At 59.9% G+C, this 18,155-nt stretch carries 14 protein-coding genes; 7 read left to right on the top strand and 7 right to left on the bottom strand.

What is annotated here, in order from left to right:
- The first annotated feature begins 42 nt into the window (after positions 1-42).
- Entirely contained in the window at positions 43-855 is an 813-nt protein-coding gene (locus IMCC20628_RS18415) for an FkbM family methyltransferase (RefSeq protein ID WP_047031412.1), read from the top strand.
- A 9-nt stretch (positions 856-864) separates the two neighbouring features.
- Here IMCC20628_RS18415 and IMCC20628_RS18410 read toward each other — a convergent pair whose 3' ends face one another.
- The 5 genes from IMCC20628_RS18410 to IMCC20628_RS18390 all read right to left on the bottom strand — a co-directional run bounded on the left by IMCC20628_RS18410 (position 865) and on the right by IMCC20628_RS18390 (position 5,021).
- Entirely contained in the window at positions 865-1,545 is a 681-nt protein-coding gene (locus IMCC20628_RS18410; RefSeq protein WP_047031411.1) for an FkbM family methyltransferase, read from the bottom strand.
- Positions 1,542-2,486, bottom strand: coding sequence for a GDP-L-fucose synthase (locus IMCC20628_RS18405; RefSeq protein WP_047031410.1), 945 nt, complete (start codon positions 2,484-2,486; stop codon positions 1,542-1,544). The genes IMCC20628_RS18410 and IMCC20628_RS18405 overlap by 4 nt, the downstream gene beginning before the upstream one ends.
- Positions 2,479-3,537, bottom strand: coding sequence for a GDP-mannose 4,6-dehydratase (gene gmd / locus IMCC20628_RS18400; protein ID WP_047031409.1), 1,059 nt, complete (start codon positions 3,535-3,537; stop codon positions 2,479-2,481). Before gmd ends, IMCC20628_RS18405 begins: the two co-directional genes overlap by 8 nt.
- Positions 3,534-4,439 carry a glycosyltransferase family 10 gene (locus IMCC20628_RS18395; RefSeq protein ID WP_047031408.1) on the bottom strand — a complete coding sequence of 302 codons (906 nt, stop codon included), beginning with the start codon at positions 4,437-4,439 and terminating at the stop codon, positions 3,534-3,536. Before IMCC20628_RS18395 ends, gmd begins: the two co-directional genes overlap by 4 nt.
- A gap of 129 nt (positions 4,440-4,568) precedes the next feature.
- On the bottom strand, positions 4,569-5,021 hold the full coding sequence (locus IMCC20628_RS18390; RefSeq protein WP_047031407.1) for an RbsD/FucU family protein: 453 nt from the start codon (positions 5,019-5,021) through the stop codon (positions 4,569-4,571).
- A 203-nt stretch (positions 5,022-5,224) separates the two neighbouring features.
- Between IMCC20628_RS18390 and IMCC20628_RS18385 the strand changes: the two genes are divergently transcribed.
- Both IMCC20628_RS18385 and IMCC20628_RS18380 read left to right on the top strand, forming a co-directional pair.
- Complete coding sequence (locus IMCC20628_RS18385) at positions 5,225-6,265, top strand: aldo/keto reductase (protein ID WP_047032751.1); 1,041 nt, start codon at positions 5,225-5,227, stop codon at positions 6,263-6,265.
- The gene (locus tag IMCC20628_RS18380) at positions 6,262-7,788 is read left to right on the top strand and encodes an altronate dehydratase family protein (protein WP_047031406.1); all 1,527 of its coding nucleotides are present in this window, start codon (positions 6,262-6,264) and stop codon (positions 7,786-7,788) included. Before IMCC20628_RS18385 ends, IMCC20628_RS18380 begins: the two co-directional genes overlap by 4 nt.
- Positions 7,789-7,800: 12 nt before the next feature.
- On the opposite strand, the gene IMCC20628_RS18375 is transcribed toward IMCC20628_RS18380, so the two are convergent.
- Positions 7,801-9,966, bottom strand: a complete 2,166-nt coding sequence (locus IMCC20628_RS18375; protein ID WP_156174573.1) for an autotransporter outer membrane beta-barrel domain-containing protein — start codon at positions 9,964-9,966, stop codon at positions 7,801-7,803.
- A gap of 86 nt (positions 9,967-10,052) precedes the next feature.
- On the opposite strand from IMCC20628_RS18375, the gene IMCC20628_RS18370 reads away from it, so the two are divergent.
- Complete coding sequence (locus tag IMCC20628_RS18370; protein ID WP_047029005.1) at positions 10,053-11,330, top strand: IS66 family transposase; 1,278 nt, start codon at positions 10,053-10,055, stop codon at positions 11,328-11,330.
- 28 nt (positions 11,331-11,358) lie between these two features.
- Here IMCC20628_RS18370 and IMCC20628_RS18365 read toward each other — a convergent pair whose 3' ends face one another.
- Positions 11,359-11,880, bottom strand: coding sequence for a hypothetical protein (locus IMCC20628_RS18365; RefSeq protein WP_156174572.1), 522 nt, complete (start codon positions 11,878-11,880; stop codon positions 11,359-11,361).
- 256 nt (positions 11,881-12,136) lie between these two features.
- Between IMCC20628_RS18365 and IMCC20628_RS25470 the strand changes: the two genes are divergently transcribed.
- From IMCC20628_RS25470 to IMCC20628_RS18355, 3 genes are read left to right on the top strand one after another with little or no spacing between them, the layout of a single operon-like run.
- The gene (locus IMCC20628_RS25470) at positions 12,137-13,048 is read left to right on the top strand and encodes a hypothetical protein (RefSeq protein WP_052766536.1); all 912 of its coding nucleotides are present in this window, start codon (positions 12,137-12,139) and stop codon (positions 13,046-13,048) included.
- Positions 13,032-14,564, top strand: coding sequence for a DNA polymerase Y family protein (locus IMCC20628_RS18360; RefSeq protein ID WP_052766534.1), 1,533 nt, complete (start codon positions 13,032-13,034; stop codon positions 14,562-14,564). The genes IMCC20628_RS25470 and IMCC20628_RS18360 overlap by 17 nt, the downstream gene beginning before the upstream one ends.
- On the top strand, positions 14,561-17,938 hold the full coding sequence (locus tag IMCC20628_RS18355; RefSeq protein ID WP_047031402.1) for an error-prone DNA polymerase: 3,378 nt from the start codon (positions 14,561-14,563) through the stop codon (positions 17,936-17,938). The genes IMCC20628_RS18360 and IMCC20628_RS18355 overlap by 4 nt, the downstream gene beginning before the upstream one ends.
- Positions 17,939-18,155 lie beyond the last annotated feature (217 nt).

The raw sequence follows: 18,155 nt of genomic DNA, 5'->3' as shown, positions 1-18,155 counted from the left end.
AGCATAGAACCGCGGCAACCGAAGAACAGGGTCATCCCCGTCATGCATTTCAAATACGCCTTCAAGGATTTCCTTAACCGCTTGCGGGGCAAGAAACGTCATGGACCGGTGTCGCCGGGCCATTTTGAACTGGCGCTCGATCTGGCGCGGGTCCGCAACAAGGTGCTCGCCGAACCCGATCCGCAGATCAAGGCATTTCTTCTTTTTGCCTTTTCCTTTGGCGCAATCTCCAAGTCGCAGATTTTTCAGGACGCGTTTGTGCAATGGGCGTTGAACGGAAAGCGGGATGGCTTCTTTTGCGATTTTGGCGCGACCAATGGCGAGTTCCTGTCCAACAGCCATGCGCTGGAATCACATTTTGGCTGGAGCGGAATCTGCGCCGAGCCGGCGACGAGCTGGCACGAGGATTTGCACCGCAACAGGCCCAACGCCAAGATAGAAACACGATGTGTCTGGGCGCGCAGCGGCGAGAAGCTGACTTTCTCTGAAAGTGCATCAAGGGAATTGTCGACGCTGACCCAGTTCGAAGATTCCGACAGCCATGCCCGTAGGCGTCGCGGCGCCAAGAATTATCAGGTCGAAACCATCTCGCTCAACGACATGCTGGAACAGCACGGCGCGCCCGAGCAGTTCGATTACCTGTCAATTGACACGGAGGGCAGCGAGCTCGACATCCTCAAGGCTTTTGACATGACCCGCTGGCGTCCGGCGGTGATCACCGTCGAGCACAACTACACCGCCAACCGCAAGGTCATACATGATCTGCTCGTTGCCGCCGGTTACCGGCGCGTGTTGCCAGAGGTGTCGCTGTTTGACGACTGGTATATCGAAGGCCGCGTCGAGCTTCCCGTCTGAGGCCTCGCCCTATCGCACCTTCTTGTAGATAGCGTTCATGTGGCTCTTGCGGATCATGGTCTTGCGCTTGAAGTCGTGGCCGGCGAGCCACGGTTCCAGTTCGGACAGCAGCACGCCCCCCTCATAGACCGGTTCGCGCGACACTTCGCTTTCCAGATATTTGATAGCGGCCAGGGTGCGCGCGGCGCCCTGCAGACACATCAGCTCGGCGCCCTGCACATCCAGCACCAGCACATCAACGGTCTCGGGCGGTATGCCGACATCGTCCAGTGCCGCATCCAGCGTTCGCATCGGCAGCTCGAGCACTTCACCGGTCTCGCGCACCTGTGCGAATTTGTCGTCCTCGCCACGTTTCATCTTGAACATCGAGTTTGACGCGCCGTCATTGTCAAACAGATGGAATTCGGCCGAGCCGCCATCCTCGCCACCGACAAGTGCCTGGACAGCGATATGTCGGGTTCGCTTCTGGCCTGTCAGTCGGCAAAACAGGCTTGGCGGGTGGCTGGCCATTGTTTCGATGTGCTTCTGAAGCGCCGGAAAAATGTCCGGCGCGGCCTCGAACCACACAACCGTTTTGGCGCCCCAGTCCTGATAACGCGCGGCTTCTTCACCGTAGTGAGCGCCGACATGCACAACTGTTTTGTTGCGCAAGGTGCGCCCGCGCATCAGCAGATATCTCAGAATATTCATGCGGCGATCTCCCCGAATTCAGCCACCGTGCGGGCGATGCCCGCTTCGAGATCAATTGTCGGCTGCCAGCCCATGGCCGTGAGCTTTGCCGAATTCATCAGCTTTCGCGGCGTACCATCGGGCTTTGATGGATCGAGATCAATCGAGCCCTGATAGCCTGACGCCGCGCCGATCATCAGCGCCAGATCCCGGATGGTCACTTCCTGACCGCTGCCGACATTGACGTGCTCATGATCCGAATAGTGCTGCATCAGGAAAACCAGTGCATCGGCGCAGTCATCGGCATGCATGAATTCGCGCAACGGCGTTCCGCTGCCCCACAACGTGATCGATGGCGCATTTTCCGCCTTGGCCTGATGCACCTTGCGGACCAGCGCCGGCAGTACATGGCTGCTGGCGGGAGCATAATTGTCGCCGGTTCCGTACAGATTGGTCGGCATTGCGGAGATGAAATCGGCGCCGTGCTGTTTGCGGTAGGCCTGGCACAGTTTGATGCCGGCGATCTTGGCAATCGCGTACCATTCATTGGTCGGCTCAAGCTGGCCTTCCAGCAACGCGCTCTCGGCAATCGGCTGCGCGGCGAATTTGGGGTAGATGCAGGAGGAGCCAAGGAAGACCAGCTTTTCGACACCGTTGAGATAGGCCGCATGAATGATGTTGGCCTCGATCATCAGGTTCTCGTAGAGAAAATCCGCGGGCTGGGTGTCATTGGCCAGAATGCCGCCGACCTTGGCTGCGGCAAGGAAAACCGCTTCCGGGCGGTTTTGTGCAAACCACGCATTTACCGCCTGCTGGTTGGTCAGGTCCAGTTCCTGGCGTGTCGCTTGCAGCACCGTGCAGTTTTCCGCCGCAATCCGGCGGACGATGGCCGAGCCGACCATGCCGCGATGTCCCGCGACATAGACCCGCTTGCCTGAAAGCGCGTAAGGCACGTCACCCATTGCGCTTGGCCTCCGCCAGATCGCTCTCGGCCATCTCGGCGACGAGATCTGCGAACGAGGTTTGTGGTGTCCAGCCAAGCTTCTGCTTGGCCTTGGAGGCATCGCCGAGCAGGGTCTCGACTTCGGTCGGGCGGAAGTAGCGCGGATCGACTTTGACTATCACCTTGCCGGACGGATCGCGGCCGATCTCGTCGATGCCTTCGCCTTCGAAATGGATCACCATGCCGAGCGCATCCGCCGCCGCCAACACGAAATCGCGCACCGAATACTGCACCCCGGTGGCGATGACGAAATCATCCGGCGCGTCCTGCTGCAGCATCAGCCATTGCATCTCGACATAATCGCGCGCGTGACCCCAGTCGCGCAGCGCATTGAGGTTGCCGAGCCGAAGCTCGTCCTGCTGACCAAGCTTGATCCGCGCCAGCGCGCGGGTGATCTTGCGGGTGACGAAGGTCTCGCCGCGCAGCGGGCTTTCGTGATTGAACAGGATGCCGTTGCAGGCATAAAGCCCATAGGCCTCGCGGTAATTGATGGTGATCCAGTAGGCGTAAAGCTTGGCGACGGCATAGGGTGAGCGCGGATAAAACGGCGTCCGTTCGGTCTGCGGGGTTTCCTGAACCAGACCGTAGAGTTCGGAGGTTGAGGCCTGGTAGAACCTGCTCTTGTCCTTCAGGCCCAGAATCCGGATTGCCTCGAGCATGCGCAGCGTGCCCAGCGCATCCGAGTTCGCGGTGTATTCCGGTTCCTCGAACGAAACTGCGACATGGCTCTGGGCCGCGAGATTGTAAACCTCGTCGGGCTTGGTCTGCTGCAGGATATGGGTCAGCGATGAGGAATCGGTCATGTCGCCATGATGCAGCACGAACTGGCCGGAACGCCCCGGTTCGCCTTCCATCAGATGGTCGATACGCGCCGTGTTGAACAGCGAAGTCCGGCGTTTGACACCATGAACCTCATATCCCTTGGCAAGCAGGAATTCGGAAAGATAGGCGCCATCCTGACCGGTCACGCCGGTGATCAGGGCTTTCTTTGGCGAGTGTACCTCAGTCATGGTGTGGTCTTTCTGCTTCCGGTGCCTTCCCGCATGACAATGCTGGCGGCAGCCTTTTCCTGATCAGCGTAGCGTGAGGCCTTGTCCCTGTTTAGCCGGACAAATTCAAGCCTCGCCTGATAATCCTCATCGGACAGACCTCCGATGGCGGCGGTGATCGCAGCAAGATCATTCGCGATGATCATGCCGCGCATGTCAAAAACGTCACCGATATCCGGCGCGCCCCAGTAGATGGGAATGGTCTCGCACAACAGGCAATCGATCAGTTTCTCGGTGAAGTAACCCGGCTCGCGGACGTTCTCGATGATGATCGAATAGCAATAGGGCGCCAATCCGTCGGATTTCTTGTCAAATGGCGCATAGCCGCGCCCGAGAATGTCCACATCGGTGCCGCGCTCGCGCAGCCGGGCAACCACCTGATGGCGCAATTTGTGACCGGGATAATAATCTTTCGCAGATGCGATCAACGAGACCAGACGAGTTTTCTCGATTGTCAGATTGCGCCAGTCCGGCACCCATGTGGACCCGAACAGAAACCGCGTGCTGTTTGGCACGGCAGCCAGAAGCCCGGCATTGGAACTCAGAACCAGATGGAAACGGCGCCACAGCAGTTTCAGCCAGGCCATCTTGCGGCCATGCACCGCCTGAGGTTCGACCACCATGACCGAAACCCGCGCGCGGACGCCGGGACGTGGCATGTAAAGCAGCCGCGAATTGAGGTAGGCCAGCAAATGGTCGTCAGGCCCGAGGTCGGAAATGGTGCCGGCCAACAGGCGCGCAGGCCGCCCCAACGGCCAGATCAGCGCATCCAGCGGCATTTTGGAAAGCCGCAGGGTGATCCGCGTACCATAGGGCAGCAACGCCACCGCCGGGGTATCCTTGTGGAAAGAACTGTCAGTCATGCCGCGGATTGCCCATGCTCCAAAGCGCGGACACAAACCCGCTGTTTCGATGTCAGCAGTTCCTGAGCGTTTTTGCGCGTTTTTTCAAGATGCAGCCGCCGCTTTGCCGGGTTTGGCGGCACGGGCGCGCTATTCTTCCGGCGCAATAACGCCCTTGCGCAGCATGAAGCAGCCATAGAACCGCCGTTCGCCGGTCTGGATGACTGCAAAGGCCTGTTTCGCCAGATCATAAAAGGCGAAGCGCTCAATGCTGATCATCGGCCGTGATTTGCCTTCCGCCACATCAATCACCATCTGCACTTCCGATTGCACTGGTGCGATTTCGGTTGCGTTGCCGACGATCTCCATGCGTCCGGCGAAATCATCGACGAATGTGTCGAGCGGCAGCACCGATAAAACCGCTTCGGCTGCCTGGGCCGACGTCAGATTGTCCATCCGCAGCAATTCGCCAAACACGGTTTGCCGTGCAATCGCCTCGGAGGGAAAATTGCTGTCGGCGATGATCAGCGTATCGCCGTGGCCCATGGCGCGAAGCGCATAAAGCACCTCCGCATTCAATCGTGGATCCAGTCCCTTGAGCATCCCGGCTTTCCTCCCCGCTCTTGATGTGTGAGCTTTGCATCCCGTGACCGGTTTATCGTGCAGCCGGCTGGAGGATCTTTCAAGCACTATCCGTAGCGGCCAGTTCTGGGTGTGATAATTTGATCGGATGCAACTGCATCGGGGGATGCGATTGAGGTCAATATGGATTAGCTTGCCGTCCAGGCATGGAGGCCCGGATGCAATTGAAGACAAGACATTGGGACCGGATCAGCAATGGCGGGCTGACCTTCACCGAACTCGGATTTGGCACAGCGCCGCTCGGCAATCTCTACCGCGCGATCTCTGATGATGACGCGCACGCGGTTCTGACCCACGCATGGGATCTGGGCGTGCGCTATTTCGATACCGCGCCGCTTTATGGATTGGGGCTCGCTGAAACCCGTCTCAACCGGTTCCTGCGTGGCAAGCCGCGCAACGATTATGTGTTGTCGACCAAGATCGGACGGCTGATGCGCCGCTGCGAACCGGGCGAAGAACGCACTGGTGAGGGCAAGTTCTTCGATGTGCCCGCGCGCCGGGAAGTTTTCGACTACAGCTATGACGGCGTCATGCGATCACTCGAATTTTCATTTGAGCGGCTCGGCGTCGACAGCATCGATATCCTGTATGCCCATGACCTCGACATATTCACCCACGGCAGCGAAGCGGCGCGTGATGCAAAACTCGAGGAGTTCATGGCGGGCGGATACAAGGCACTGCAGTCCTTGCGCGAGCAGGGCGTGATCAAGGCTTTTGGCGCCGGTCTCAATGAATGGCAGGCCTGCCAGTGGCTCACCGAACGCGGTGATTTCGACCTGTTTCTGCTGGCCGGTCGCTACACGCTGCTGGAACAGGAGGCGCTCGATAGTTTCCTGCCGATGGCCGAGCAACGCGGCATCGGCATCGTCATCGGCGGCCCCTACAATTCGGGCATCCTGGCCACCGGACCGAAGCCGGGCGCGTTTTACAATTACGATCCCGCGCCGCAGCACATACTTGATCAGGTGAAGAAGATTGAAGCCATTTGCAAACGCCACGGCGTGCGCATGGTCGATGCGGCCTTCCAGTTTCCACTGCGGCATCCTGCTATCGTGTCGGTTATTCCCGGTGGGCAGGGTGTGGTAGAGATGGAAGCCAATTCTGTTGCCGCAATGGTCGAGATTCCGCCAGAGCTCTGGGTGGAGTTGAAGGCCGAGGGCCTGATGCGCGACGACGCACCAATTGGAGATCTGTCCGAATTATGACAACCGACCTGAACCAGACAATTCGCCTCAATCCGCAAGACAATGTCATCATTGCCTTGAAAGACCTTGCGCCGGGCGCAACAGTGCCGGGCCTCGGTGTTCCGTTAATAGAGGCTGTGGCGCGCGGCCACAAGATCGCCACGCGGCCGATTGCCGAAGGTGAAAAGGTTCTCCGTTACGGCCAGACCATTGGTGTGGCGACCCGCCCGATCGCGCCCGGAGAACATGTGCATGTGCACAATCTGGGTATGGGTGGCCACGCCGAGGCGCAGGAATTTTCGACCAAGGTCCGGCCGCTTCCTGAGCCTTCTGAACAACGCCATTTCATGGGCTATCACCGCACTGACGGCAGCGTCGGGACCCGCAACTATCTCGGCATTCTGACCTCGGTGAACTGCTCCGGGTCGGTGGCCCGCTTCATTGCCGAGGCGGTGGAGAAGCAGGGTTGGCTCGATGCGTTCGAGAATGTCGACGGTATCGTGCCGATCGTCCATGGCACCGGCTGCGGCATGTCAGGCAATGACGAGGGCTACGACACGTTGTTCCGCACCTTGCAGGGCTATGCCCGCAATCCCAATTTCGGCGGCATCCTGCTGCTGGGGCTCGGCTGCGAGGTCATGCAGGTGCCGGATCTGGTCGGACGCGGCCGTATGCGCGCCGATGGCAATATTCGCTACATGACCATCCAGCAATCCGGCGGCACCCGCAAGACCATCGAGCGCGGCATCGAACAACTCAAGGAAATGGCGGAAGTCGCCAACAGGATCCCCCGCGCGCCTGCGGGTCTCGAGCATCTGATGATCGGCATGCAATGCGGTGGCTCGGATGGCTATTCCGGTATCACTGCCAATCCGGCGCTGGGAGCTGCGTCGGATCTTCTGGTCGCTCATGGCGGCACCACCATCCTGTCCGAAACCTCGGAAATCTATGGCGCCGAACACCTGCTGACCCGCCGGGCGGTGACGCCCGAAGTTGGCGCCAAGATCGTCGAGCGGATTCATTGGTGGGAGGATTACGCTGCCCGCAACGGCGGCAAGATGGATAACAATCCCTCGCCCGGCAACAAGAAGGGCGGGTTGACCACCATCCTTGAAAAATCCCTCGGTGCTGTGGCCAAGGGCGGCACGGCGCCGCTGACGCAGGTTTACAAGTTCGCCGAGCCCATAACCGAGCGCGGTTTTGTGTTCATGGATTCGCCTGGCTACGATCCCTGTTCGGTGACCGGGCAAATTGCCTCCGGCGCCAATCTGATTGCCTTTACCACCGGGCGCGGATCGGTGTCGGGCTACAAGCCGACGCCCTGCATCAAGCTGGCGACAAATTCGGAAATGTATGGCCGCATGTCAGAAGACATGGACATCAATTGCGGTGACATCATCACCGATGGCGTCAGCCTCGAGGTCAAGGGCCGCGAGATTTTCGAACTGTTCCTGCGCGTCGCCTCCGGCGAGGAAACCAAGAGCGAGGAACTGGGTTTCGGCGGCGCCGAATTCGTGCCCTGGCAGATGGGCGCGGTGATGTAGCTCTCAGGCGCCCTAGTTCAGTGGAACGGTCAGGCGAACACGACCGCCGACCGACTGGTAGCCTGTCACGCCGATGCCGTCATAAAAGCCGTTCATCATGTAGATCCACCCTTTCGGGGTGAGGATAGTCAGGCCGCTGTCGACGCGCGCTCGAAGCTGCCTGTTGCCCAGTGGTGCGGCGGTAACTCCGGCGCCGTCCGACATTCCGAAGTTCCATATCCCCGAGACCCCAAGGCTTGGTTCAACGATGACACCCTCGCCGATCTCGTATTGTCTCGAGACCTCGGGCCCGAACCGGACCGCGCCTTGCGAACTGGTTTGCGCACTGACCACATTGCCGAGGTTGTCGGTATAGGCTTTCTGCGTCTCGCTGAAATAGGAGACGCTGACGGACGGCTTGACGGTCAGGGCGGCCATATCGAAAGATCCGTTGATGGTTCCGGCCAGCATCCAGCGTTCGGTGTCGAATGTGTCGCTGTAGGTGCCAACCGGGCTGACTGTGTTGTTGGACTGGCCCCAGGCTGCATTTGCCGAAAATTTGAGCTTCGTATTGGGGATGCGGCCCGCGATGTAGGGGCCAGCCATCCAGCCGAAGCCATCAGTGGTGCTGCCGGCGATCTTGTTGGATTGATCGGCCCAGTCAAGCTGCGCCATGCCGCCAACGATAAGGTCCGGCGTTACAAAAATATGCGACCCGACATAGCCAACCCACAGCGTGTTGGAGAACAGGCCGGACTTCGTTCTGGAGCCATAGACTTCCGCCCAGACATCGTAGCGGCGGTCGGGTTGCTTGTGGGCCGAGGTCGAGCCGGGCGTTTTCCCGTAAGAAAGAGCCAGGCGTCTGGACGCGTCGTTTTCAACCCGGCGCAGACTGGTGGAGAAAGCCAGTTGCATTGAATTGGTGTCGTCCTCAAAAGCGGTAAATCCGAGTGGCCCGATGCCATGGCCGGAGCTGCCGTCCAGATAGGCGACCAGATCGGGTTGAAGGCTCAGAATACTGGTGGTCCGGCTCGAGCTGAAACTGCTGATTGTTTGCTGCGTGCTTTCCGCAGTCATGTTGGCCACGGAAACACTTTGCGAAGCGATGTTGAGATTGCCGGCAATGTCGCGTGCGGCTCCGGCAGGGACTGTGATGCTGATGTCGCCTGATCCCAGAGGAGTGACCGTCGCCCTGTAGGTGATGTTGTTGATGGTCGTGATGGCGCCGATTGTCGCCTGTGTCACGATGATGTCGCCCGGATCCGTCGCATTCCCGACGAGTTCGGAATAGGTGACCGAGATTTCGAAAGGCAAGACCCCGGTGAAATTCGCCGGGGCATCGATCTGGGTGACCGATGGAGGCGTGACGTCCTGTTTGGATGTGGAGTAGGGGTTCACGCCCTCGGCAATCTCTGGAAAACCAAAATCGAAATCAAGATTCAGATCAAAATCAGCATCGAAATCGAGATCGAATTCCAGGCCGGAAAAATCAAAATCGAAGCCGGAGAAGCCGATGGTGCCGAATCCCGGTGTTTCCGGGCCTGAGACGTCGATGTCTGTGACGTTGGGGTCTGATCCGACTGTAGAAGGTGCCTGGTCATCAGTGCCGGAAGATGTCTCTGGCTCGTCCGGCGTATCACTTGTCTCGGGTTCGTCCGTATCCGCTGGCTGCTGCAGCTTTGCTGCTGCGGAGCATCTCTCGAATTCGATGCGATTTTCCTGTTTTGCGCGCTCCAGCGCGCCGCGATAGGTCTCCCAGACCAACAGGTCTGCATCCCGTTTTGCCTTGTATGTGTCCAGCGTCTGGGTCGCCAGCAGGTAGGCATCGGTTTGCGCCTGGGTTGGCTGGTGGACGATGACGATGTTTTCCATCTCCGCCTTGGCTTCGGCCTCTGCAGCCTTCGCCTCGGTCAGCAGACCTTCCCCTTCGGCAATGGCATGCCCAAGGATGAAGATTGCGAACTCCTGGCCCGACTTTTTCGATGCCCCGAACGGGTCGAGCGCATCGGCCGCGCTGGCTGCTTTCTTGACCGGGTTGTATTTGTTTGTCGCTTTGCCAACCAGTTTGTCGGCCCATTCGTTTCCGGTTTCGATGTTGCCGCTCGGCAGGGCGTCCACTCCGATCTGAGACTGGAGATAGCTTCGGTAAATTTTCATGGCGCGCAGACCGTTTTCAGCAGCAACTCTGACGGCAAGCATGGACGCATAATATGCTCGATCGAAGTTGATCTGGCGTAATTACCCACCCCCTTGCCATGCACCACAATGTCTGAATCCATGATGATATGGATCGGACTGATTTGCAGCAGCTGAGCAAGGACGAATTGATCGAGATGGTGCTTCGGCTCCAACGGCCTGCCAAGGATTCTCGGACGTCTTCCAAGCCGCCCTCTACGGACAAGAAAGAGAAACGCGTCAACTCACGACCGGGTGGAGCCAAGCCCGGGCATGAACCCCACAATAGGGTGCTGGCGGATTTTGCCGACATGTTTCGCGATCATGAACCGACCGCCTGCAAGAGATGCGGCCATGCGTTTTCCGGTGATGATACGATGGTGCTGGCCGGGGCCTATGACGAGATCGATATTCCTGCGATCCGTCCTCATGTCACCCGGCATCGGCGTTTTTCCTGTCATTGCCCGCAATGCGGCACGACGACAAAAGCCACCGCACCTGCCGTGGCAACCGCAACGCCGTTCGGGCCAGGCATTCACGCGCTGGCGATCTACCTCAAGAGTTTCCATGCATTGTCTTACGAACGCCTGAGCGGTGTGTTCATGGATATCTTCGGCCTCCATGCGAGCGAGGGCGCGATCATGAACATGTTTGCCCGCTCCCGTCCGAGCTTCCAGGCCACAGCACAGGCCGCCAAGGCCAGCCTTCGAGCCGCCCGCGTTGTCGCCAGCGACGAAACCGGTGTGCGTATTGAGGGCACAAATGCCCAACACTGGGTTTTTCATTGCAAGGATGCCGTTGTCCACCAGCCCGATTACTCCCGTGCAGCACGGGTCGTTCACGAGACCATGGGCGGCCATGTCCCCGAGGTATGGATATCTGATCGGTATTCAGCCCAGCAATCTCACGGCCATCGACATCAAACCTGCCTTGCACATTTGGCGCGTGATACAGCCTTTGCGCTGGAACATGGCGAGGATGATCTCCCTCTTCGCTTCCAGCTTTGGTTTGGCCGTGTGTTTGATTTCGCCAGAGCCATAAGCACATTCGCTGCGTCTACCGTCGCAAGCAAGAAGCGCAAATTCGATAAACAGCTTGCCGGGCTTCTATGCGCCCCGACTTCATGCGACCTGGCCCAAAAGCTCCAGGCCAAGATCGGGCGGGCCCGCGATCAGCTGCTGACGTTTTGCGACTATCCCGGAGAAGTCGATGTCACCAACAACACATCTGAGCGAAAGCTCCGTCCATGGGTCATTCAGCGAAAGGTGACAAACGGATATCGCGCCATGTGGGCCGCCCAAGCCGAAGCGAACATACGCACGACAGTCGATACCGCACGCCTCAAAGGCGCAAACCCCTTCCAGGTCATCGCATCCGTCCTGGCATAGGCCGGTAGAAGAACCGGAAATCACGAATTCAGGGGTGGGTAATTACGATCTGGCTCTGTGCTTTCTTTGTGTAGCCTGGATGCCGCACCAGCCTGGAAGCTTTGTAGTAAGCATCTTGCGCATAACTCAGGGCATTGCTGCTTTCCGAGTAGGCTATCAGGGCTGCATGCTCTGCCTCAACCGATGGCAGTTGACCCAGAGAGAAGTATCTCTGGTTCGCCTCGGCATTACATTGTTGCAGGGCTGTCAGCTCTTTCGGCTCTGGAAAGGGATTCAAGTCACCGAAATCAAGAGCTGCTGCCTGATTGCAGGATGATGCGAGGAAAATCGCTACACTGATACAGAAAATTTTGGAAATCGGCTTTGCCCCATACAATGTGCCAAATTCAGCATCTGGCAATGTGTCCTGAGGTTCGGGTCGCAATTCACCCTGCTCAATCCACTTTCTGAATTCGCCTGGACGAATGTAATATGATTGATCAATCCGCCCCTGAATCGAAAAATCTACGTAGTATGAATTCAATAACTGCAAGAACATTTTATGTGTCAAGTTTTTATGCAGTAATTTGAGCGAATAAATTGATTATGACGAAAATGGCATTTTCGCTCTGTAGTAATGCAAGATATAAACTTATGCGACTAAGTGAAATAGAGTGCAATTGCGCAAACAAGACGACTTCCTTTTTCGGTACAACGCAGAGTTATGATGGTGAACTCCGGCAGGGCTGGATCCCGAAATCTGCTGATTGACTCTCGGCTCGACTCTGGCGTTAAATGGAACATAACAGGAACAATGTGGATCAACCATGAGTCTCTCGAGGCTGCAGACCGCGACGGATATTCTCAAGGCGCGCACCCGTGCCTATGAGGCCCAGGCCTATCAAGCGCACCGGGGGATCGGGCTTGGCGACACCGCAGTGTCACCGCCCTTGTCCTTGGGCGCGAGCGCGGTTGACCGCCATCTCGAAGGCGGGCTTGCCTGCGGAGGTCTGCATGAAGTGCGGGCCGCCCTGGCACGTGACATCGGCTCGGCTACCGGGTTTGCGCTCGGGCTCGCGGGCCGTGCCATGCAGGGGGATCGTGGTGGACGCCGCGGCGTGGTCTGGGTCAGCGATCCCGGCACACGCGTCGATGGCGGCGGACTTTTCCCCGCTGGCCTCGCCCAGTACGGGCTGGATCCGTCCTGCCTGACGATTGTCGAGCCGGGCGATCTGCAGGGCGCCATGTGGGCGGCTGACGAGGCGGCGGGCTGCGCAGGGCTGGCGGCGCTGATCTTTCAGATCAAGGGCAATCCGGCGCGCTTCGACATCACCGCGACGCGGCGGCTGATGTTGCGCGCGCGGCAGAGCGGTGTGCTGGCCTTGATCCTGCGCCAGAGCGGCGAGGAGGAGGCCAGCGCTGCAGCAACGCGCTGGCGTGTGAACACTGAAATGTCCGGGACGGACGAGATCTTGGAACGCGGTGTCGGGGCAATGCGGCTGTCCCTGACACTTGAACGCAACCGCGCCGGACGGACCGGCCAATGGCTTTTAGCCTGGAACCCCAAAGTAAGAAGTTTCACCCATGCCGCTCCAAACCCAGCCCACGAGCGCGTCTCCGGCGCCAACCCGCCAGCGCATTCTCTCGATCGCCTTCCCGCGGCTGCCAACAGACAGGATTCACCGGTCAAGATGGGGCAAGTCCTGGATCACAGACGGGATTTTGGACGCGCATCCTGAGGCTCCGCCTGTCGTTGTCACCGATACGCTCAAGAACGCCATCCGCATTGTCGCACTTGATCAGCGTGCCCATGCCCGCGGCGTGCGGCTGAATCAGACCTTGAGCGATGCGCGTGCGCTGGTGCCTGATCTCGATTGTCATCCCGCCGATGACGAACAGACCCAGGCGCTGTTGTTGAAAATTGCCGGCTGGTGCGAGCGCTACACGCCACTGGTTGCCCTTGGCTCTGACCCCGAGGACGGCCACGACCATGGGCTGTTCATGGACATCACCGGCTGCGCCCATCTGCTTGGCGGTGAGGCAGCGGTGATTGCCGATCTGGAGGCAAGGCTGCGCGCCCAAGGCTTTCACGTCCGGTTGTGTCTGGCCGACACGCCGGGTGCAGGCTGGGCGATGGCGCGCTACGGGCAGGCGCGGATTATTGCCGAGGACGCTCACGCCGAGGCTATCCTTCCGCTGAGTTTGAGCGGGTTGCGGCTTCCGTCTGCCATGGTCGCCTCACTTGGCCGTGTCGGTCTCAAGACCATCGGCTGCATAGCCAACCTGCCGCGTGCGCCATTGGCTGCCCGCTTCGGCGCCCGGTTGATGCAGCGGCTTGATCAGGCTCTCGGTCGCGAGACCGAGTCGATCTCTCCGATCATGCCGGTGGCTGACCTCTCGACCGAGCGCCGTTTCGCCGAGCCGGTCACCCACCAGGATGAGATCAGTCATGTGATCGCGGCGCTGGCGGCAGGGATTCTCGAACCGCTGGAGCGGCGCGGGCTCGGCCTGCGCCACTGCCGGCTCAAACTGTTCCGCGTCGATGGCCATGTCAGCCAACTCAGCGTGCAAACGGCCAGGCCCTTGCGGGATGCCCGAATGATCAGCCGGCTGTTTGAGGAACGTATCGCCGGCCTGCATGATGATCTTGATGCGGGTTTCGGCTTCGATCTGATCCGGCTTGATGTGGTCCATGCCGATCCGTTCGAGGCTGCGCAGGCGGAAATGATGGCGGGCCAGGCTGCCGGGCAAGGCCATGATGCCCTGGTCGACCGGCTCGGGGCAAGGCTTGGCCTGGAGCGCGTCCAGCGTTTCGTGCTCGCCGACACCCACATTCCCGAGCGCAGCTTTGGCCGGCAGCCGGTTGCCCATCTTGGCGGGGCAGGCTCGGGCACTCGAAGATCAGCCATGGGCAATGCGATGCTGGCATCGGCACCGTATTCGGAGATTTCCGATGGGGTCACCACCCGTCCGCTGATCCTGTTCGACCGGCCCGAACTGTTGCAGACCATTGCCGAGGTGCCCGACGGCCCGCCGTTCCGCTTCCGCTGGCGTGGCGTCTCCCATGAGGTGGTCCGTTCGGAAGGGCCCGAGCGCATTGCCTGCGAATGGTGGCGCGACGGCCGCGGCGCCCGCACCCGCGATTATTTTCGCGTCGAGGACCATCAGGGGTACCGTTTCTGGCTGTTCCGCCACGGTCTCTATGGTCGTGAGACCGATGATCCGTGCTGGTACATGCACGGGCTTTTCGCATGAACCCGCCGGTTCTATCCGGCCTGACCTATGTCGAGCTTGCCGCCGCCAGCAATTTTTCCTTTCTGCGCGGCGCGTCGCATGCCGAGGAACTGGTGGTGCAGGCCTCAAGGCTCGGGCTTGGCGGCATCGCCATCACCGACCGCAATTCATTGGCAGGCGTTGTCCGCGCTCACATGGCGGCCAAGGAGGCGGGACTGGCCTTCGCGCCGGGCTGCCGGCTGGTGTTCATGGACGCGACACCTGATATTCTGGTCTGGCCCGAGGACCGTGCGGCTTATGCCCATCTGTGCGAGTTGTTGACCACCGGCAAGCGCCGCGCGTCGAAGGGCGAATGCCATCTGATGCTTGAGGATCTGCTCACCCACGGCGGAGGGCTGCTGATGGCTGTCGTCACACCTGCCGGAGCAGCCGGATCAGGGTTGAACGCCGCATTGGACCGGCTGCGCGAAGCCTTCCCTGATCATCTCCATCTTGCCTTGTCACGGGCTCATGGCAGCGCGGACCAGCGTCACATGGCGATGCTCGTCCGGCTGGCGCGCAAGCATCGCCTGCCGCTGGTGGCGATTGGCGACGTGCTCTATCACGCGCCCGGGCGGCGTCCGCTGCAAGATGTGCTGACCTGCATCCGCGAGGGAAAGACGCTGGCCACGGTCGGTACCCGGCTGCAAGCCAATGCCGAACGGCATTTGCGCTCGCACATCGACATGATGCATCTGTTCAAGGGGTTCGAGGCAGCAGTGGCGCAAGCGGCCACGTTGTTCAGGCGCATCCGCTTTTCGCTGGATGAATTGCGCTACCAATATCCTGACGCTCCGATGTTCGAAGAGCTCGGACCCGATCCGCTGCCCTCGCAGGAGGCGCTCGAAAAGCTCACCGCCATCGGCCTCAAGAAGCGTTATCCCGAAGGCACGCCCGAGAAGGTGCTCAAGGCCATTGCGCATGAAACCAAGCTGATCAAGAAGCTCGATTACGCGCCCTATTTTCTCACCGTCTATGACATCGTCCGCTTTGCTCGCTCGCAGAAAATACTGTGTCAGGGCCGCGGTTCGGCGGCCAATTCGGCCGTCTGCTATTGCCTCGAGATCACTGAGGTCGATCCTGGCAAGGTCGATCTTCTGTTCGAGCGCTTCATCTCCGAGGAACGCAACGAGCCGCCCGACATCGATGTCGATTTCGAGCATGAGCGGCGCGAGGAAGTGATCCAGTACATCTATGCCAAATACGGACGCGAACGGGCAGGGCTCGCCGCCACCGTCATCACCTACCGCGCCCGCTCCGCCATTCGCGAGGTCGGCAAGGTGTTCGGCCTCTCCGATGATGCGATCAGTGCGATTTCCGGCACCAAATGGGGTGGCTGGTCGCGCGAGGTTGACGCCGAGGATGCACGCCGCGCCGGGCTTGATCCGACTGATAAGCATCTGGCCCAGATGCTCGATCTTGCCTCCCAGATCGTCGGTTTTCCGCGCCATCTTTCCCAGCATGTCGGTGGCTTCGTCATCACCCGGGACAAGCTCTCTTCGCTGATCCCGATCGAGAATGCGGCGATGGAGGACCGCACCATTGTCGAGTGGGATAAGGATGATCTCGAAAGCCTCGGCATGCTCAAGATCGACGTACTGGCGCTCGGCATGCTGACCTGCATCCGCAAGGCGTTCGGCCTGCTGGACAGCCATTACGGCCGCCACGAAACCCTGGCCTCGCTGCCGGACAACGATACCCCGACCTATGACATGATCTGCCGCGCCGACACCATCGGTGTGTTTCAGATCGAAAGCCGGGCGCAGATGTCGATGCTGCCGCGCCTCAAGCCGCGCTGCTATTACGATCTGGTGATCGAGGTGGCGATTGTCCGGCCCGGTCCGATTCAGGGCGACATGGTCCATCCTTACCTGCGCCGCCGGCAGGGCAAGGAGCAGGTCAGTTTTCCCAAGGAGGAATTGCGCGCCGTGCTCGGCAAGACGCTCGGCGTGCCGCTGTTTCAGGAGCAGGCGATGAACATCGCCATCGTTGCCGGCGGCTTCTCGCCCGGAGAGGCCGACAAGCTGCGCCGCGCCATGGCCACCTTCCGCCGGGTCGGCACCATCGGCTCGTTTCAGACCAAGATGGTCGAGGGCATGGTCGGTAATGGCTATGAACGCGCCTTCGCCGAGCACTGTTTCCGCCAGATCGAGGGCTTTGGCGAATATGGCTTTCCCGAAAGCCATGCCGCCAGTTTCGCGCTCTTGGTCTATGTCTCCTGCTGGCTCAAATGCCATTATCCGGATGTCTTCTGCGCTGCCATTCTCAACTCTCAGCCGATGGGGTTTTATGCCTCGGCGCAGCTCATCCGCGACGCCCGTGAGCATGGCGTCGAGATCCGCCCGGTTGATATCAATTGCTCGGACCAGGACTGTACACTGGAGCGGGATGCCGACCTGCAGCCGCTGTCAGCCCGGCATCGCGAGATGAAGAACATCATGAAACATAGCCACGCGGTGCGGCTGGGGTTGCGGCACGTCAAGGGATTTGGCGAAGCCGAAGCTGAACAACTGATGGCCCGGCGTGGCCGCGGCTATGACAGCGTCCGTGATCTGTGGATGCGCTCCGGCCTGCCGCGCCGCTCGATCGAACAGCTGGCCGAGGCTGATTGCTTCCGCTCGATCGGTCTGGATCGCCGTGATGCGCTGTGGGCGGTCAAGGCGCTCGACCCGCTCTCGAGCGCCGAACGGCTGCCGCTGTTTGCCTTGGTCGACACCCAGGATCTGCAAAAGGAACCCGATGTCGATTTGCCGCCGATGCCGCTGGGCGAGCAGGTGATCAATGATTACCAGTCGCTGTCATTTTCTCTCAAGGCGCACCCGATGTCGTTCCTGCGTGAGCGGCTTGCGGGCAAGGGCTGCCGGGCCAATTCGGACCTGCAGGACATCCGCAGCGGCAGGGTGGTCAAGGTCTCGGGCCTCGTACTGGTCCGGCAGCGGCCGGGTTCGGCCAAGGGCGTTGTGTTCGAGACCATCGAGGATGAGACCGGCGTCGCCAACATCATCGTCTGGCCAAAAGTGTTCGAGAAATTCCGTGCCATCGTGCTCGGCAGCCGCTGCGTCGGCGTGCGCGGCAAGCTGCAGAACGAGGAGGGCGTCATTCATGTGGTGGCCGAATATCTCGAGGATCTGACCCCGATGATGGCGCAGATTTCCGACATGGCGAGCGAGATGGGCGGGCTTGCCAATGCCGACGAGGTGCGCCGCCCGATCGAGGACATGCGCGCGCGCACCAAACCCGCAGCGCAAATCATCAAGCTGATCCGTGACGCGCCGGAACTGCGTCAGGACTATGAGGAACTGGCAACCGCCAGGGCGGCAAGTCGGGCCTTGCCGAAGGGAAGGAACTTTCACTGACAGCGAGGCCGTTTGCGTCTACAGGCAGCCAAATGTATCAAGGCCAAAGGGCGGGGAAGTCTCAAAGACTGCATGCGTCGGGAAAGATGGCAAATGATTGACTTGAAACAGGAAAAATTGTTCAGCCTGAGAGACCGCGCTGCGCTGGTGGCAGGGGCAGGTCCCGGGCTCCGGCGGGCCGCTGCGCCGTTCCCGGCACGAACGTTGCAACGGTTCT

The organism is Hoeflea sp. IMCC20628 (genome assembly GCF_001011155.1).
Classification (GTDB): domain Bacteria; phylum Pseudomonadota; class Alphaproteobacteria; order Rhizobiales; family Rhizobiaceae; genus Hoeflea.
Note: the sequence above shows the minus strand (reverse complement) of the source record. Positions and strands in the feature narration are given on the sequence as shown.

What these genes read in the sequence shown, in the direction of transcription:
- IMCC20628_RS18415 (WP_047031412.1), top strand. Translation starts at nt 43, where the DNA reads ATGCATTTCAAATACGCCTTCAAGGATTTCCTTAACCGCTTGCGGGGC.
- IMCC20628_RS18355 (WP_047031402.1), top strand. Translation starts at nt 14,561, where the DNA reads ATGAACCCGCCGGTTCTATCCGGCCTGACCTATGTCGAGCTTGCCGCC.
- IMCC20628_RS18395 (WP_047031408.1), bottom strand. Translation starts at nt 4,439, where the DNA reads ATGACTGACAGTTCTTTCCACAAGGATACCCCGGCGGTGGCGTTGCTG.
- IMCC20628_RS18405 (WP_047031410.1), bottom strand. Translation starts at nt 2,486, where the DNA reads ATGGGTGACGTGCCTTACGCGCTTTCAGGCAAGCGGGTCTATGTCGCG.
- IMCC20628_RS18375 (WP_156174573.1), bottom strand. Translation starts at nt 9,966, where the DNA reads ATGCTTGCCGTCAGAGTTGCTGCTGAAAACGGTCTGCGCGCCATGAAA.
- IMCC20628_RS18410 (WP_047031411.1), bottom strand. Translation starts at nt 1,545, where the DNA reads ATGAATATTCTGAGATATCTGCTGATGCGCGGGCGCACCTTGCGCAAC.
- IMCC20628_RS18370 (WP_047029005.1), top strand. Translation starts at nt 10,053, where the DNA reads ATGGATCGGACTGATTTGCAGCAGCTGAGCAAGGACGAATTGATCGAG.
- IMCC20628_RS18380 (WP_047031406.1), top strand. Translation starts at nt 6,262, where the DNA reads ATGACAACCGACCTGAACCAGACAATTCGCCTCAATCCGCAAGACAAT.
- IMCC20628_RS25470 (WP_052766536.1), top strand. Translation starts at nt 12,137, where the DNA reads ATGAGTCTCTCGAGGCTGCAGACCGCGACGGATATTCTCAAGGCGCGC.
- IMCC20628_RS18390 (WP_047031407.1), bottom strand. Translation starts at nt 5,021, where the DNA reads ATGCTCAAGGGACTGGATCCACGATTGAATGCGGAGGTGCTTTATGCG.
- gmd (WP_047031409.1), bottom strand. Translation starts at nt 3,537, where the DNA reads ATGACTGAGGTACACTCGCCAAAGAAAGCCCTGATCACCGGCGTGACC.